Source organism: Hyphomicrobium sp. (genome assembly GCF_009026145.1).
Lineage (GTDB): Bacteria > Pseudomonadota > Alphaproteobacteria > Rhizobiales > Hyphomicrobiaceae > Hyphomicrobium_A.
In genome coordinates this window covers 137,448-153,761 of sequence record NZ_WBUE01000001.1, presented here as the reverse complement: position 1 = coordinate 153,761, position 16,314 = coordinate 137,448, and the positions used below count along the sequence as shown (strand labels likewise).

Genomic DNA, 16,314 nt, shown 5'->3' with positions numbered 1-16,314 from the left:
CGCGCATGCCGGGTCTGGCACGCGCGTTGCTATTGGAAGGTCAGGGCCATTGGTGGTGCAGGTGACCGACGATGATTGTCTGCTCGTGCACGGTGATCTCCGACCGCGATATCGAGGTCGCGCTGGTCGAGATCCTCAGCCAGCCCAACGCGCCGATCCCCACGCCGGGGGTCGTCTACCGTCACCTCGCCAAGCGGATGAACTGCTGCGGCTGCGCGCCGTTCGCGGTGGAGACGATTTACGACAAGGTCGGCGAGCTGGAGCGGCGCGGCGCCATCTCCGCCAACGTCGGTGCGGCGACGCGCAGCAAGCTCCTGGAGTTCAACGCCTGGCGGGCGCGGCTGCGCGGCAAGATAGGGCCGGCATCGACACCCGTCGAAAGCGAGCCCATAGCACGCGAGATTGCCTGATCGATCGATTCACCATGCTGTGGCTGGATTGCGCCGGCTGTCGCGTGGTCGGCACGCGGCTCTCCCGCGCGGGCGAGGGAACAACTGACACTGTGGGGGGAGCATGAAGGGCAGCAAGGTTGTCATCGAGGCGCTCAACGAGGCGCTGAAGCTCGAGCTCGGCGCCGTCAACCAGTATTGGCTGCACTATCGTCGGCTGGACGACTGGGGGTTCACCAAGCTCGCCAAGAAGGAGCGCGAGGAGTCGATCGAGGAGATGCATCACGCCGACAAGCTGATCACGCGCATCATCTTCCTCGAGGGCTTCCCGAAGATGCAGGAGATCGCCCCATTGATGATCGGTGAGAGCATCAAGGAGGTGTTCGAGTGCGACTTGAAGGGCGAGTACATCGCCCAGGAGTTCTACTCCAAGGCGCGCGAGCTGTGCCGTCAGCACAAGGACTACGTGTCGATGGAGCTGTTCGAGGACCTTCTGAAGGACGAGGAAGGTCACATCGACTTCATCGAGACGCAGCTCGACCTGTTAAAGAGCATCGGCATCCAGAACTACGGCCAGCTGCAGGCCGATTCGGCCAACGACGTCGATGGCCACGACTGAGGTCGGCGACCCCGTCGAGCCTTTGCAGCAAATGCGACAACGCCGGCTCGTACGCGAGCCTCGATTGTTGTGATCCAAACAAGTCCAGCACCTTAAGATAGATAAGTTGTATCAATGGCTTATGCCTGCGTTGGGCGGCTGGCATGCTCGTTGCGATGAGCGAAATCAGGAACTCACGAGGGAGTGCTCATCCATGATCGACGTCTCCGCCGAAGCTGCCACCGCCATCAAGGCCGCCATGCAGCGCACCGGCAATGCCGACGCCGGCCTGCGCATCACCGTGCAGAACGGCGGCTGCGCTGGCTACAAGTATTTGATCGGGCTCGACGCCGAGCCGCGCGCCGACGATTCGGTCATCGAGTTCGCCGGCATCAAGGTGTTCGTCGATCCGGATTCCGCCCCCCTGCTCACCGGCATGCGCCTCGGCTTCGTCGAAAGCCTCGAAGGCTCGGGCTTCACCTTCGACAATCCCAACGCCGCCTCGAAGTGCTCGTGCGGCAAGTCGTTCGGCTGAGTTCGGAGAGCGAAGGAGGGTCAAGCAGGTGGATGACGCCATCATGATGGGCGAAGGCATGGCGGCGCCGGAGCCGGCGCCTCCGGCACGTTTGAGCCGGCCGGCCCCGGTCGCACCCAGGCCGCCGCAAAGCTTGCGCCCGCAGCCGGCACAGCGCCCGCGCCAGCGCATCATGGAAGGCGACTCGCTGGAAAAGATCGCCCTCATCGAGAAGGCGATCGAGGATCTGCGACCCTACCTCAAGCGCGACGGCGGCGACTGCGAGCTCGTCGATGTCGACGGCAACACCATCTACGTGAAGCTCACCGGGGCGTGCGTCGGTTGCCATATGGCGTCGGTGACCATCGCCGGAGTGCAGGAGCGGCTGACCGCCTCACTCGGGGTGCCGCTGCGCGTCATTCCGGTGGGTTAGGCACGCTAGGCTGCGTCACGGGGACTGCTCATGGCGTCGATCTACTTCGACAACAACGCGACGACGCGCCTCGATCCGCGCGTGCTCGAGGTCATGTTGCCGCTGCTCGACGCGGAGTTCGGCAATCCATCGTCCATGCATGGCTTCAGTGCTGCGCCGCAGACGGCGGTCAAGCGCGCGCGCGGACAGGTGCGCGCTCTGATGGGTGCCGGCCACGACGACGAGATCGTGTTCACGTCGGGTGGTACCGAGGGCGTCAACGCGGCCATTCGCTCGGCGCTCGAAGTATCGCCGGGGAAGACGGAGATTATCGTCAGCGCCGTCGAGCATCTGGCAGTGCTGGCATTGAGCACGGCGCTCGCCCGCCGCGGGATTCGCCTGCACGTCATCCCCGTAGATGCCGACGGGCGCATCGACATGGCCGCCTACGAGGCGGCGTTATCGGACCGCGTCGCGGTGGTTTCCATCATGTGGGCCAACAACGAGACCGGCGTCATCTTCCCCGTCGCCGAGTTGGCGGCCAAGGCCAAGGCGGCGGGCGCGCTGTTCCACACCGACGCCGTGCAGGCCGCGGGCAAGCTGCCGATGGATGTGAAATCGATGCAGATCGACATGCTGTCGATCTCCGGTCATAAGCTGCACGCGCCCAAGGGCATCGGGGCGCTCTATGTCCGCCGCGGGGTGCGTTTTGCGCCGCAGATCCTTGGTGGACGCCAGGAGCGCGGGCGGCGCGGGGGCACGGAGAACGTCCCCGGCATCGCTGCGCTCGGCAAGGCCGCCGAGCTCGCTGTGCACCATCTAGGGGACGAGACGACGCGCGCGTGCGCGCTGCGCGATCGGCTCGAATCAGGGCTTGTTGCGCGCGTTCCCGACTGCTTCGTCGTCGGCGGTGACAACGAGCGGGTCGCCAACACCTCGAATGTCGCCTTCCATGGGGTCGAGGGCGAGGACATCGTGTTGCTGCTCGACAAGGCGGGGCTTGCGGTTTCGCTCGGCTCGGCGTGCGCCGCCGGGTCGTTCGAGCCCTCGCACGTGCTGCAGGCGATGCGCGTGCCGGAGACGGCGCTGCGCGGCGGGGTGCGCTTCTCGCTATCGCGCGACAATACGCAAGAAGAGGTCGATCGCGCGCTAGAAATTATCCCCGGCGTGCTGGCCAAGCTGCGCGCCATGGCTGCGCCGAACGCAGGGGAGGCAGCGGCGGCAACGCTGCAGCGCGCCCATGCGTGACCGCAGTGTGCAGTCCCCCGCCATTATCCTCAACGACACGACGCTGCGCGACGGCGAGCAGGCGCCCGGCGTTGCGTTCACGGCGGCCGAGAAGGTCGCCATTGCCCGGGCGCTGGCTGCGGCGGGCGTCAGCGAGGCCGAGGTCGGCACGCCGGCTATGGGGCGCGAGGAGATCGCGGCCATCCGCGCCACCGTCGAAGCGGCGCTGCCGTTGCGGGCGATCGCCTGGTGCCGCATGCGCACCGAGGACGTCGATGCCGCGCTGCGTACCGGTGTTTCCATGGTCAATCTCTCGGTGCCGGTCTCCGACGTGCAGATCGCCGCCAAGCTGCGCGGCGGGCGCCCGGCGGTGCTGGAGGCAATCGCTCGCGTTGTCGACTACGCTCGCGATCGAGGGTTCGATGTCGCCGTGGGCGGGGAGGATTCTTCGCGCGCCGACGTCGATTTTCTCATCGAGGTGATGGACGCGGCGCGCGCCGCGGGGGCACAGCGCTTTCGTATCGCCGACACGCTCAGCGTCCTCGATCCGTTCGCGACCTTCGCGCTGGTGCAGCGGCTGCGCGCGGCGACCGACCTCGAGCTCGAAATCCATGCTCACGATGATCTGGGGCTGGCCACCGCCAACACCCTCGCCGCCGTGCGCGCCGGCGCCACCCATGCCTCGGTGACGGTGATCGGGCTGGGCGAGCGCGCCGGCAATGCGCCGCTGGAGGAGGTGGCGATCGCGCTTCTGCACCTCTACGGCAGTGCCACCGGCATCGTGCCGACCGAACTCGACCGCGTAGCTCGCGTCGTCGCCGCCGCCGCGGCGCGTCCGGTTCCGCCGGGCAAGGCAATTGTGGGCGATCACGTCTTCACGCACGAGTCCGGCATCCACGTCGACGGCCTGCTCAAGGACATGAGAACGTATCAAGCGCTGGACCCGGCGCTGCTCGGGCGCGCGCACCAATTCGTCATCGGCAAGCACTCGGGGCTGGCGGCGTTGTCGGCCCGCCTCGGCGATCTGCGACTGGAGGCGGACGCGGTCGAGATGGCCACCATTCTCGCCCGCGTGCGCGCGCATGCGACCAGGACCAAGCGCTCCGTGACAGCGGAGCAGCTCGCCGAGATCTGGCGCGAGGTGCGCTGCTCTCCGTCGTCAGCCGCGGTCAGGGGAGAGTCATGGGCGAAGGCGTGAACATTGCGGCGCGCCAATCCGTCGTGACCTCGACGCCGGCACTGTCATTGCTCGCCCTGCTCAGAGAGGACGTGCGCTGCGTGCGCTCGCGCGACCCGGCAGCGCGTAGCGATGTCGAGACGCTGCTGACCTATCCCGGCGTGCACGCCATTATCTGGCACCGCTTGGCGCACCGGCTGTGGCGCGCCGGCTGGCGCTTTGCGGGGCGCCTCGTTTCTTGGCTGGGCCGTCTGCTCACCAATGTCGACATCCATCCCGGCGCCACCATTGGCCGCCGCTTCTTCATCGATCACGGGGCGGGCGTCGTCATCGGCGAGACTGCCCAGGTCGGAGACGATGTGACGCTGTATCACGGGGTCACGCTCGGCGGCACGACGTGGTCGAGCGGCAAGCGACATCCGACGCTCGAGGATGGGGTCGTGGTCGGGGCGGGTGCCAAGATCCTCGGTCCCATCGTCATCGGCAGGGGGGCGCGCATCGGTGCCAATTCGGTGGTCGTCAAGAGCGCGCCGCCCGGCGTGACGCTGGTCGGCATTCCGGCGCGCATTGTGCATCCAGACCGCGAGGGGCGCAGAATCGCCGGCCGCATCGACCTCGACCATCATAGCATCCCTGACCCGGTCGGCGACGCGCTCGCCGTCATGCTGGACCGCATCGATTTCCTCGAGACGCGCCTCGCCCACATGCAGAGGCGTTGGCGTGAGGGAGCGTCCGGCGCCAGCGGGCCCAATGTAGCTGCCGAAGTTCTCAATGATCGCAAGCGCTAGGGAGTTCGTTCGATGACATGCGCGACAACTAGCCCCGACGTCGATGTGCTGGCGAAGCTCAAGGCGGCCTCTTCAGCCGAAGACTTCTTCGCCATTCTCGACCTTCCCTATGACGAGAAGGTCGTGCGCGTGGCGCGGCTGCACATCCTGAAGCGCATGGGCCAATACCTTGCCAGTGAGGATTTCGCCGGCCTGCCGCCGGCGACGATCGCCGCCCGCTGCAAGGCAAACCTCGAGCGCGCGTACGGCGACTTCGTCACCTCCTCGCCGCTCGATGAGCGCGTGTTCAAGGTGCTGCGGGAAGCGGTCGAGCCGAAGACGCCGGCGACGTTCGTGCCGTTCGATACCCTCAAGTAGGCAGGGTGCGTTGTCGGGTTTCCGACATCGATGCTGTCGCCGCCACGGCGACGCCGTCATGCCAAGGAGGAGCTAAGACATTGTACGGCAACACGAATGTAAAACGGACGTACTTGGTATGGCCCTTGCTCTTAAGCGATTGAAGCCATGAGGCACGTGGGTGCGCGCATGCATATCGTCGTCTGCATCAAACAGGTTCCGGATTCCGCGCAAATCCGTGTGCACCCGGTCACCAACACGATCATGCGGCAGGGCGTGCCGACGATCATCAACCCCTACGACCTGTTCGCCATCGAGGAAGCACTGCGCTTGCGCGACAAGTTCGGGGCCGAGGTGACCATCCTCACCATGGGACCGCCCATGGCCGAGGACACGCTACGCAAGGCGCTGACCTTCGGCGCCGACCGCGCCGTGCTGCTCACCGACCGCTTCTTCGCCGGCTCCGATACGCTGGCGACGACGTTCGCGCTGGCGACGGCGATCTCCAAGATCGGCGCCACGTTCGGGGCGCCCGACATCGTCTTCACCGGCAAGCAGACCATCGACGGCGACACGGCGCAGGTGGGGCCGGGCATCGCCAAGCGCCTCGGCCTGACGCAGCTCACCTATGTCTCGCGCATCGCGGAAATCGATGTTGCGGCGCGCACCATACAAGTGGAGCGGCGCGCCGAAGGCGGCGTGCAAGTGCTGAGCACGCGTATGCCGTGCCTCATCACCATGCTGGAGGCGACCAACGAGATCCGCCGCGGCTCGTTGTCGGAAGCTTTGCGCGCCGCACGTGCCGAGATCATCAAGTGGAGCGCCGCCGACGCCGGCATCAAGGACGTCGCCAAGTGCGGCCTTAGGGGCTCGCCGACCATCGTCAAGAAGGTGTTCGCGCCCACCGCGCGCTCGACCAAGGCGACCTTCGTCGAACCCGGTGAACAGCCTCCCGCAGAGGCGCTCATCGCCGAAATCTTCAAGCAGCAGCCAGAGCTCGAAGCGAAGCTGATGACGCTCGCACGCGGATACTAGGCACCCCAGAGGGATCGCGATGGCCGAGGCACAAAAACCACCCGCAGCCGCCGGCGGCCGCGCCAACACCAAGAAGGCGCTCCCCGACCACTTCAAGGACTACAAGCACGTCTGGGTGTTCATCGAGCAGGAGCGCGGCGAGGTGCATCCCGTATCGTGGGAGCTGCTCGGGGCCGGGCGCGCGCTGGCCACCAAGCTCGGCGTCGACCTCGCCGCCGTCGTGCTCGGCTCGCCCGGCGAAGGTGTCCGGCGCGCCGCTGCCGAGGCAAGCTGCTACGGCGCCGATCTCGTCTACCTCGTCGAAAGCGACCTGCTCGCCAATTACCGCAACGAGCCCTACACGCGGGCGATGACCGACCTCGTCAACACCTACAAGCCGGAGATCCTGCTGCTCGGGGCGACGACGCTCGGTCGCGACCTTGCCGGTGCCGTGGCGACGACGCTGCTCACCGGCCTCACCGCCGACTGCACCGCCCTCGACGTCGACACGGACGGCTCGTTGGCGGCGACGCGCCCGACCTTCGGCGGTTCGCTCTTGTGCACCATCTATACGCTCAACTACCGCCCGCAGATGGCGACGGTGCGCCCGCGCGTGATGCCGATGCCGGAGCGCATCGAGCGTCCCCTCACGCGCCTCATCGAGCATCCCTTGAACATGGTCGAGGACGACGTCGTTACCAAGGTGCTCTCCTTCCTACCCGACCGGCAGTCGGAGAAGTCGTCCCTCGCCTACGCCGACGTGGTCGTCGCCGGCGGTCTTGGGCTCGGCTCGCAGGAGAACTTCCAGCTCGTGCGCCAGCTCGCCTCCGTGCTCGGCGCCGAATTTGGCTGCTCGCGTCCCGTGGTGCAGAAGGGCTGGATGGCCGCCGATCGCCAGATCGGCCAGACCGGCAAGACCATCCGGCCGCGGCTCTACATCGCCGCCGGCATTTCGGGCGCCGTTCAGCACCGCGTCGGAGTCGAAGGTGCCGATCTCATCGTCGCCATCAATACCGACAAGAACGCGCCGATCTTCGACTTCGCGCACGTCGGCATCGTCACCGACGCCGTGCGCCTGCTGCCGGCCCTCACCGAGGCGTTCCGCCAGCGCCTGTCGGCCAGCACGCGTGACCGCATAGCGAGCTAGGAGCAGCGCGATGATCGAGGAGAAGTTCGATGCCATCGTGGTCGGGGCCGGCATGGCCGGCAACGCCGCGGCGCTCACCATGTTCAAGCGCGGCCTCAAAGTGCTGCAGCTGGAGCGCGGCGAGTATGCCGGCTCCAAAAACGTGCAAGGCGCCATCCTCTATTCGGAGATGCTGGAGAAGCTGATCCCGGACTTCCGCGAGGATGCGCCGCTCGAGCGCCACCTCGTCGAACAGCGCTTTTGGATGATGGACGACCGCTCACACGTCGGGCTGCACTACCGCTCCGACGACTTCAACGAGCAGCGTCCCAACCGCTACACCATCATCCGTGCCCAGTTCGACAAGTGGTTCTCCAAGAAGGTGCAGGAGACCGGCGCCGTCGTGCTGTGCGAGACGACCGTCGTCGAACTCGTCAAGGATCAGTTCGGCAAGGTTATCGGTGTGCGTACGGACCGCGCCGGGGGGCTGGTGCGCGCCGACGTTGTGGTCATCGCCGAGGGCGTGACGGGCCTGCTGGGCACGCGCGCCGGTCTGCGCGACATCCCCAAGCCGGAGAACGTCGCGCTAGCGGTCAAGGAGATGCACTTCCTGCCACGCGAGACCATCGAGGCGCGCTTCAACCTCAAGGGGGACGAAGGCACGGTCATCGAGGCGGCCGGCACCATATCGCGCGGCATGACCGGCATGGGCTTCATCTATGCCAACAAGGAGTGCATCTCGCTCGGCATCGGCTGCCTCGTCTCGGACTTCCAGAAGACCGGCGAGGCGCCCTACGACCTGATCGAGCGCTTCAAGCGCCACCCGTCGGTGGCGCCGCTCATCGAGGGCTCGGAGGTCAAGGAGTATTCCGCCCATCTCATTCCCGAGGGCGGATTCAAGGCTATCCCGAAGCTCTACGGCGACGGCTGGGTGGTGGTCGGCGATGCGGCGCAGCTCAACAACGCGATCCACCGCGAAGGCTCCAACCTCGCCATGACCTCGGGGCGCATCGCCGGCGAGGCGATCTTCCAGCTCAAGCGGCGGCGCAAGGCGATGACGGAAGAGAACCTCGCCCTCTACAAGCAGATGCTCGACAAGTCCTTCGTCATCAAGGACCTGAAGAAGTACAAGGATATGCCGGCGCTGCTGCACACCCAGTCGCAGAGCTTTTTCCTCACCTATCCGCAGCTCGTCTCGCGCGCGATGCAAAACTTCGTGCGCGTCGACGGCACGCCCAAGGTCGAGAAGGAAAAGACGACGATCCGCGCCTTCGTGTCGGCGCGCTCGTGGCTCGGCCTGTTCGCCGACGGCTTCCGCTTAGCACGGGCGTGGAGATGATCGGCATGCGCGGCGCATGCGCCGCCATAGGGATCGGCGAACGAAATTGGAGGTTGAGATGACGGCCCCACTCGCAATACGCGTCGAGGACAAGCTCTACCAGAACCGCTACCTCGTCGATGCCGGCCGCGTGCACATCAAGGTGCGTCCGCACAGCGTGCCGACGCCGGCGCTGCGCGCACTGCTCACGGCGTGTCCGGCGCGCTGCTACGCGCTGAATGGCGCTGGCCAGGTGGAGATCGCCGCCGACGGATGCGTCGAGTGCGGCACCTGCCGGCTGATCGCCGAGCCCTCGGGCGACATCGAGTGGAGCTATCCGCGCGGCGGCTACGGCGTGCTCTACAAGTTCGGCTGAGGCTGCATTGCACGGCGTTTCCCGATCAAACTTCGGGTCGAAAACAGTAACGGCGCGCTCCTGAGAAGCGCGCCGCAATACCGCACAGCAACTAGGGGCAGGCTCAGGCCTTGGCCTCTTCCTCGGCCGGCACTTCCGCCGCGGAGGCCTCGGCGATGAGGCCCTGCGCCTGGCCGACCCAGTCGTCCTTCTCGATGCGGCCGCCGAGCTGCAGCGTCTCGTCGATGTTGGCGATGTCGTCGTCCGACAGGTTGGCGATCTGCTCCAGCTTGATGCAGTTGAGCTGGCGCAGACGGGCGGCGAGGTCGGCGTCGATGCCCTTGATCTGCGTGAGATCGTCCGGCTCGCCCTTCTGCTTCTTGAAGCCCTTCCAGGCGGCGTTGAGGCGGCGCGCGCGCGCGTCCGAGCGCTCGGCGATGCGCGCCGACTTACCGCGGCGGCCGCGCAGGTAATAGAGCTTGGCGCGGCGGACTTTGCCGCGGCGCAGAACCTCGATCTCAGCAATGTAGGGGGAGTAGATCGGGAAGACGCGCTCGACGCCCTCGCCGTAGGAGATCTTGCGGACGGTGAAGTTCTCGTTGATGCCGGCGCCGGAGCGGCCGATGACGACGCCCTCGTAGGCCTGGGTGCGGACGTTATCGCCCTCGATGACCTTCACCATCACCTTGACGGTGTCGCCGGGGCCGAACTCCGGCACGCCGCGCTTCGCCGTGACGGCGCTGATCTGCTCGCGCTCGAGCTCTTGGATAACGTTCATGGGGCACCTGAACCGTAGAAATAGACCGTCGAGGCACGGCGACAGGCCGGCACCCCGTAACGGCAAGCCTTGGGGAATTTGCCCGGGGTCATAGCCGAAACATTGGGGCTTGTCGATATGCGTTGCGGTGATTTGTAGCCAGATCGGGCCGCCGGGGAAGGGGAGCGCGCTATTCCGCCGCTAGGACCGGCGTCCGCTGGGCTTTTTCAGTAGGTCCGGCCGGCGCTCGGCCGTCAGTCGCTCGGCCTCCTGGCGGCGCCATTCGGCGATCCTCTTGTGGTCGCCGGACAGCAGCACGTCGGGAATGGTGCACCCCTCCCATTCGCGCGGCTTGGTGTACTGCGGGTACTCGAGCAGGCCGCCCTCAAAGCTCTCTTCGCTCAAGGAGCCTTCGGTACCGATTACCCCCGGCAACAGCCGCACGCAGGCGTCGATCAGCACCATGGCAGCGAGCTCGCCGCCCGACAGCACGTAGTCGCCGATCGAGACCTCGCGCATTTGGCGCGCGGCGATGACACGTTCGTCGATGCCCTCGAAGCGGCCGGCAAGCAACAGCACGCCGGGGCCGGCGGCAAGCTCGGCGGCGAGCGCCTGGGTGAGTGGGGCGCCGCGCGGCGACAAATAGATCAGCGGCGCTTCGGTCTCGGCTTGGCGCGCGTGGTCGATGGCAGCGGCGAGGACGTCGGCGCGCATCACCATGCCGGCACCGCCGCCGGCTGGCGTGTCGTCGACGGAGCGGTGGCGGCCGATGCCAAATTCACGGATGGGAACCGTACGCAACGCCCACAGCCCCGCCTCCAGCGCCTGGCCGCAGAGCGAGACGCCGAGCGGCCCGGGGAACATCTCCGGGAACAGCGTCAGCACCGTCGCCCGCCATGGCGCGCGCTCACCTCTGATCGGAAAGTGCGGCATGCTTGCACCACAGGACTTCCCTCCCCCCTTGTGGGGGAGGGTCAGGGAGGGGGCACTACATTTGAGGTGCTGCACCAACCCCACCTCGGCCCTCCCCCATCGAGGGGGAGGGAGGACGCTTTCCGGCAACCATCAGACGCCCTCGACGACGACCATGTGCAGCGTACCGGCGCCCTGGCGCGCCTTCCTGGCTTCGGCGTACTCGGGGGACGTGGCGTAGCCAAGCGCCTTATCGTAGCTGTCGAACTCGATCACGACGTTGCGGGGGAGCCCTTCGCCCTCGACGATCTTCGCTTGCCCGCCGCGCACGATCGGCTTACCGCCGAATTTGTCGAGTGCGATCTTCGACTTGGCGACGTATTCGGCCCACTGCTCGGGGTTGGTCACCTCGGCGCGGACGATCACGTATCCCTTCGGCATCACTCACTCCTCCCTCATTTCTAGCAGCCGGCTTCAGCCCGGCAGCTCCGCTTCGCGGATGTGGTTGATAAAGGTTTCCGCGACCAGGCGCGGGTCGTCGGCTTGGGTGATCGGGCGTCCGACGACGATGTAGTTTGCGCCAGCCCTGATGGCGTGGTCGGGGGTCGTGATGCGCTCCTGATCGTCGGTGGAGCTGCCGGTGAGGCGGATGCCCGGCGTGACGATGAGGAAACCCCGGCCTGTCGCCGCGCGAATGCGTCCGGCTTCCTGCCCCGAGGCGATGACGCCGTCGAAGCCTGATTCGCGTGCCAGCTGGGCGCGACGCAATACGAGATCGGCCGGCGCCAGCGACGTGCCCTGCTGCTTGAGGTCGTCGGCGGTGAGGTTGGTCAGCACGGTGACGGCGAGCAGCTTCAGTTTGCTGGTGCCGCGCCCCGCAACGGCCGCGCGCATCGTCTTGAGGTCGTGTCCGTGCACGGTGAGGAAGTCGAGGCCGAATTCGGTTGCATTCGCCACCGCCCGCTCGACCGTATTGCCGATGTCCAAGAGCTTCATGTCGAGGAACACCTGCTTGCCCTCGGCCTTGAGGGCGCGGGCGAGCTCAAGGCCGCCGGCGAACAACAGCTCCAGGCCGACCTTGTAGAAGCTGACCGTATCGCCCAGAGCGGCGACCAAGCGCTGAGCCTCCTCGACCGTCGGCATGTCGAGGGCGACGATAAGGCGGTCTTTGGCGGTAGGGGCGGTCATGATGGAAGGCGCGCTGGAACGGGCTGGCCGCTAGCCATGCAGCACATGCGCGGCGCGCGCAAGCTTCTGGATCAGCGCCTTGAAGTTCTCTTGGCTGTCCTTGTTCTTGAGGTGCCCGTCCTCGCCGAAGGCGTCGTTGGCGCGCGGCACGGCGAATTGATCGGGCAGCACCAGGGCGCCAAGGCCCAGCTCCAGCACCTGGCGCACCGTGGTGAGGCTGCGTAGCCCGCCCATGCCGCCGGGCGAGGCTGAGCCGAGGGCAAACACGCGCGTCTTGTAGACATCCCCGGCGGGAGCATCGCCATCGCGCACGTGGCTGACCCAGTCGATGGTGTTCTTCAGCAGCGGGGTAATGGAGGCGTTATACTCGGGGCTGGCGATGAAGATGCCGGTGTGCGCCTCCATCAGCGCCTTGAACTTGTACGCATTCTCCGGCTGGCCTTCGGCGCGCTCCAGGTCGCCATTGTAGATGGGCATGGGATAGTCGCCCAGATCGGCCAGCGTCGCGTGGATGCCGTTGGCCTCGGCGATCATCGCCCCGAGCCGGGCGAGCTTCTTGTTGAACGAGCCGGCGCGCGAGGAGCCAGCAAAGAACAGAAGCCTCACCGAACCCGTCATCGCCCTAGTGCCCCGATTCCGAGGTTCGCCAGAGTTCGCGGCTGGGGTCAGATGCGAACTTCGGAGTCACGAGGCACACTAGAAGCATAGCCTTGCTAGTGTCATTCAGATCGAGAAATTTGCTCGACACCTCGCCGCCAATGATAACGAATTTCACGATCATCACACTAGCGCCTCAGTCGCCCTTGCCCTCGAAGAAGTCTTTGACGCGCGCGAAGAAGCCGGCGCATTCCGGGCTTGTCTCCTTGTGGCTCTCCCGCTCGAACTCCTCGAGCAGCTCCCGCTGGCGCTTGGTGAGGCTCTTGGGGGTCTCCACCTCCACCTGGATGTACATGTCGCCGTTCACCTTGGAGCGCAGCACCGGCATGCCCTTGCCCTTCAAGCGGAACTGCTTGCCACTCTCCGAGCCCTCGGGGATCTTGATGCGCGTGGCGCCGCCCTCGACCGTCGGCACCTCGATCTGCCCTCCGAGCGCCGCCGTCGTCATGGCGATCGGCACCTTGCAGAAGATGTCGGCGCCGTCGCGCTGGAAGAACTCGTGCGGCTTGATCGACAGGAAAATGTAGAGATCGCCGGCCGGGCCGCCGCGCAGGCCAGCTTCGCCCTCTCCGGCTAGACGGATGCGCGTGCCGTCCTCGACGCCGGGCGGAATATTGACCGAGAGCGTGCGCTCCTTGGTGACACGCCCCGAGCCGTGACACGAGTGGCAGGGGTCCTCGATGGTCTCGCCGCGCCCCTGGCAGCTCGGACAGGTGCGCTCGATGGTGAAGAATCCTTGGCTCGCCCGCACCTTGCCGTGTCCGCCACAGGTCGGGCACATCGTCGGCTTGGTGCCGGCACGTGCACCCGAGCCTGAGCATGTTTCACACGAAACGGAGGTCGGCACGCGGATCTGCGCCGTCTTGCCGACGTAGGCGTCGGACAGCGTGATCTCGAGGTTGTAGCGCAGGTCGGCGCCGCGCTCGCGGGCCGAGCGCGAGCGCTGGCCGCGCCGGCCACCCATGAACTCGCCGAACAGATCGTCGAAGATGTCGGACATGGAGGAGGCGAAGTCCGGCCCGAAGCCGCGCGCCCCGCCGCCGCCATGCTCGAAGGCGGCGTGACCGAAGTGATCGTAAGCCGCGCGCTTCTGCGGGTCCTTCAAGACCTCGTAGGCCTCGTTCAGCTCCTTGAAGCGGATCTCGGCGCGCGTGTCGCCGGGGTTGCGGTCGGGGTGAAGCTCCTTGGCGAGCCGCCGGTAGGCAGATTTGAGCTCCTGCTCGCTCGCCCCCCGGGAAAGCCCGAGCGTTTCATAGTAGTCGCGCTTGGCCATGTTCAGCGCGGGTCCTTCGGATTGGTGCACGGTGCAACTGACCCCGTAGTTGGGAGATAGCGATGTTTTCGCCGCTGGGGAAGGGCGAGCCGACGTCGAACGTATGTGGAGTTGTTGCTGTGTTGCCGCAAGCGGTGCGGTGGGCAACCGTTAAGCGTGAGCCCGGCCGATAGGGCCGGGCTCACGTCGTTTCAAGTGGTTGCCCGAGAGGGCTCCGGGGGGTCAGGCCGACTTCTTCTTGTCGTCCTTGACTTCCTCGAAGTCGGCGTCGACGACGTTCTCGTCGCTCGCGCCCGATCCGCTGCCGGCCGTACCGGCATCGCCGCCGGCGCTGGCGCCCTGCTGGGCGGCGTAGATCGCCTCGCCGATCTTCATGGCCGCCTGGGCGAGGTTGGTCGTCGCCGTCTTGATGCGCTCGGCGTCATCGGAGGAGAGCGCCTCCTTGGCGTCAGCGATTGCCTTCTCGACGTTGGGCTTCGCCGCTGCGACCGCCGCGTTGCTCTCGTTCTCCTTGAGCTGCTTCTCGGTCGAGTGGATGAGCGCCTCGGCGTGGTTCTTGGCCTCGATCAGCTCGCGCTTTTTCTTGTCCTCGGCGGCATGCGATTCGGCATCCTTGACCATCTTCTCGATCTCGCTATCGGAGAGGCCGCCCGAGGCCTGGATGCGGATCGACTGCTCCTTGCTCGTGGCCTTGTCCTTGGCCGAGACGTGCACGATGCCGTTGGCGTCGATGTCGAACGTCACCTCGATTTGCGGGACGCCGCGCGGTGCCGGCGGAATGCCGACCAGGTCGAACTGGCCGAGCAGCTTGTTGTCGGCTGCCATCTCGCGCTCGCCTTGGGAAACGCGGATGGTCACTGCGTTTTGGCTGTCCTCGGCGGTGGAGAATGTCTGGCTCTTTTTGGTCGGGATGGTGGTGTTGCGCTCGATGAGGCGCGTGAACACGCCGCCCAGCGTCTCGATGCCGAGCGACAGCGGGGTCACGTCGAGCAACAGAACGTCCTTGACCTCGCCCTGCAGCACGCCGGCCTGGATGGCGGCGCCGACGGCGACCACCTCGTCCGGGTTGACGCCCTTGTGCGGCTCTTTGCCGAACAGCTGCTTCACGACTTCCTGCACCTTCGGCATGCGCGTCATGCCACCGACGAGCACCACCTCGTCGATGTCGGCAGCCTTGAGGCCGGCATCTTTCAGGGCCTTCTCGCACGGGCCCTTGGTGCGCGCGATGAGGTCGTCGACGAGGCTCTCCAGCTTGGCGCGGGTAAGCTTCATGGTGAGATGCTTGGGACCCGAGGCGTCGGCGGTGATGAACGGCAGGTTGATCTCGGTCTGCGTGGCGCTCGACAGCTCGATCTTCGCCTTCTCGGCGGCTTCCTTCAGCCGCTGCAGCGCGAGCTTGTCATTGCGCAGGTCGATGCCCTGCTCCTTCTTGAACTCCTCGGCCAGGTAGCCGACGAGCTTCATGTCGAAGTCCTCGCCGCCGAGGAACGTGTCGCCGTTCGTCGACTTCACCTCGAACACGCCGTCACCGATCTCGAGAATCGAGATGTCGAACGTGCCGCCGCCAAGGTCGTAGACGGCAATGGTCTTCGATTCCTTCTTCTTATCGAGACCGTAAGCGAGCGCCGCGGCCGTCGGCTCGTTGATGATGCGCAGCACCTCGAGGCCGGCGATCTTGCCGGCATCCTTGGTGGCCTGACGCTGGGCGTCGTTGAAGTAGGCGGGAACGGTGATGACCGCCTGCGTGACCTTCTCGCCGAGTTTGGCCTCGGCGGTCTCCTTCATCTTCTGCAGGATGAAGGCGGAGATCTGCTGCGGCGAATACTGCTTGCCGTGGGCTTCGACCCAGGCGTCGCCGTTGGGACCCTTGACGATCTTGTAGGGGACGAGGTGCTTGTCCTTTTCGACCATCGGGTCGTCGTAGCGGCGGCCGATCAGGCGCTTGATGGCGAAGAACGTGTTGAGGGGATTGGTCACCGCCTGGCGCTTGGCGGGAAGGCCGACGAGCTTCTCGTCGTCGGCGGTGAAGGCCACGATCGACGGCGTCGTGTTCATGCCTTCGGCATTTTCCAGAACCCTCGGCTTGCCGCCCTCCATCACTGCCACGCAGGAGTTCGTGGTTCCGAGGTCGATGCCGATCACTTTAGCCATGTGCCTATCCTCATCCTTCTGCGGCAGACCGTCCGGACCCGACCTTCCGGCGTCCAGAAAATCCGGCGGCGCGACACTGCGCGCCGGTGCGGTCCCCTATGGAGCATCCAAACGGTAAACGC

General features: G+C 66.2%; 19 protein-coding genes. 12 read left to right on the top strand and 7 right to left on the bottom strand.

Going from position 1 to position 16,314, the window contains the following annotated elements; translation table 11 throughout:
• Window positions 1-71 precede the first annotated feature (71 nt).
• From F9K20_RS00785 to F9K20_RS00730, 12 genes are all read left to right on the top strand, one after another.
• Window positions 72-410, top strand: a complete 339-nt coding sequence (locus F9K20_RS00785; RefSeq protein ID WP_290996913.1) for a hypothetical protein — start codon at window positions 72-74, stop codon at window positions 408-410.
• A gap of 103 nt (window positions 411-513) precedes the next feature.
• Window positions 514-1,008 carry a bacterioferritin gene (gene bfr / locus F9K20_RS00780; RefSeq protein ID WP_290996912.1) on the top strand — a complete coding sequence of 165 codons (495 nt, stop codon included), beginning with the start codon at window positions 514-516 and terminating at the stop codon, window positions 1,006-1,008.
• Between the two features lie 193 nt (window positions 1,009-1,201).
• Entirely contained in the window at window positions 1,202-1,522 is a 321-nt protein-coding gene (locus tag F9K20_RS00775; RefSeq protein WP_290996911.1) for an iron-sulfur cluster assembly accessory protein, read from the top strand.
• A 28-nt stretch (window positions 1,523-1,550) separates the two neighbouring features.
• Window positions 1,551-1,934, top strand: a complete 384-nt coding sequence (locus tag F9K20_RS21195) for a NifU family protein (protein ID WP_367115792.1) — start codon at window positions 1,551-1,553, stop codon at window positions 1,932-1,934.
• 30 nt (window positions 1,935-1,964) lie between these two features.
• On the top strand, window positions 1,965-3,161 hold the full coding sequence (nifS, locus tag F9K20_RS00765; protein ID WP_290996910.1) for a cysteine desulfurase NifS: 1,197 nt from the start codon (window positions 1,965-1,967) through the stop codon (window positions 3,159-3,161).
• The gene (gene nifV / locus F9K20_RS00760; RefSeq protein ID WP_290996909.1) at window positions 3,154-4,338 is read left to right on the top strand and encodes a homocitrate synthase; all 1,185 of its coding nucleotides are present in this window, start codon (window positions 3,154-3,156) and stop codon (window positions 4,336-4,338) included. Before nifS ends, nifV begins: the two co-directional genes overlap by 8 nt.
• The gene (gene cysE, locus F9K20_RS00755; protein ID WP_290996908.1) at window positions 4,323-5,105 is read left to right on the top strand and encodes a serine O-acetyltransferase; all 783 of its coding nucleotides are present in this window, start codon (window positions 4,323-4,325) and stop codon (window positions 5,103-5,105) included. Before nifV ends, cysE begins: the two co-directional genes overlap by 16 nt.
• 12 nt (window positions 5,106-5,117) lie before the next feature.
• Complete coding sequence (nifW, locus tag F9K20_RS00750; protein ID WP_290996907.1) at window positions 5,118-5,462, top strand: nitrogenase stabilizing/protective protein NifW; 345 nt, start codon at window positions 5,118-5,120, stop codon at window positions 5,460-5,462.
• A gap of 168 nt (window positions 5,463-5,630) precedes the next feature.
• Complete coding sequence (locus F9K20_RS00745; protein ID WP_290996906.1) at window positions 5,631-6,476, top strand: electron transfer flavoprotein subunit beta/FixA family protein; 846 nt, start codon at window positions 5,631-5,633, stop codon at window positions 6,474-6,476.
• Between the two features lie 19 nt (window positions 6,477-6,495).
• Window positions 6,496-7,602, top strand: coding sequence for an electron transfer flavoprotein subunit alpha/FixB family protein (locus F9K20_RS00740; RefSeq protein ID WP_290996905.1), 1,107 nt, complete (start codon window positions 6,496-6,498; stop codon window positions 7,600-7,602).
• Between the two features lie 10 nt (window positions 7,603-7,612).
• Window positions 7,613-8,920: an FAD-dependent oxidoreductase gene (locus F9K20_RS00735; protein WP_290996904.1), complete on the top strand. Its 1,308-nt coding sequence runs from the start codon at window positions 7,613-7,615 to the stop codon at window positions 8,918-8,920.
• Between the two features lie 58 nt (window positions 8,921-8,978).
• Window positions 8,979-9,275 carry a ferredoxin family protein gene (locus tag F9K20_RS00730; RefSeq protein ID WP_290996903.1) on the top strand — a complete coding sequence of 99 codons (297 nt, stop codon included), beginning with the start codon at window positions 8,979-8,981 and terminating at the stop codon, window positions 9,273-9,275.
• 103 nt (window positions 9,276-9,378) lie between these two features.
• On the opposite strand, the gene rplS is transcribed toward F9K20_RS00730, so the two are convergent.
• The 7 genes from rplS to dnaK form a co-directional block, all read right to left on the bottom strand.
• Complete coding sequence (rplS, locus tag F9K20_RS00725) at window positions 9,379-10,032, bottom strand: 50S ribosomal protein L19 (protein WP_290996902.1); 654 nt, start codon at window positions 10,030-10,032, stop codon at window positions 9,379-9,381.
• Between the two features lie 180 nt (window positions 10,033-10,212).
• Window positions 10,213-10,944 carry a tRNA (guanosine(37)-N1)-methyltransferase TrmD gene (gene trmD / locus F9K20_RS00720; protein ID WP_290996901.1) on the bottom strand — a complete coding sequence of 244 codons (732 nt, stop codon included), beginning with the start codon at window positions 10,942-10,944 and terminating at the stop codon, window positions 10,213-10,215.
• 132 nt (window positions 10,945-11,076) lie between these two features.
• On the bottom strand, window positions 11,077-11,364 hold the full coding sequence (locus F9K20_RS00715) for a DUF1330 domain-containing protein (RefSeq protein ID WP_290996900.1): 288 nt from the start codon (window positions 11,362-11,364) through the stop codon (window positions 11,077-11,079).
• Between the two features lie 33 nt (window positions 11,365-11,397).
• Window positions 11,398-12,111 (bottom strand): orotidine-5'-phosphate decarboxylase, encoded by a 714-nt coding sequence (gene pyrF, locus F9K20_RS00710; RefSeq protein ID WP_290996899.1) that lies wholly within the window; start codon window positions 12,109-12,111, stop codon window positions 11,398-11,400.
• Window positions 12,112-12,141: 30 nt separating this feature from the next.
• Window positions 12,142-12,729 carry an NADPH-dependent FMN reductase gene (locus F9K20_RS00705; RefSeq protein WP_290996898.1) on the bottom strand — a complete coding sequence of 196 codons (588 nt, stop codon included), beginning with the start codon at window positions 12,727-12,729 and terminating at the stop codon, window positions 12,142-12,144.
• A 175-nt stretch (window positions 12,730-12,904) separates the two neighbouring features.
• Window positions 12,905-14,041: a molecular chaperone DnaJ gene (gene dnaJ, locus F9K20_RS00700; RefSeq protein WP_290996897.1), complete on the bottom strand. Its 1,137-nt coding sequence runs from the start codon at window positions 14,039-14,041 to the stop codon at window positions 12,905-12,907.
• Between the two features lie 222 nt (window positions 14,042-14,263).
• Entirely contained in the window at window positions 14,264-16,192 is a 1,929-nt protein-coding gene (gene dnaK, locus F9K20_RS00695; RefSeq protein WP_290996896.1) for a molecular chaperone DnaK, read from the bottom strand.
• Window positions 16,193-16,314 lie beyond the last annotated feature (122 nt).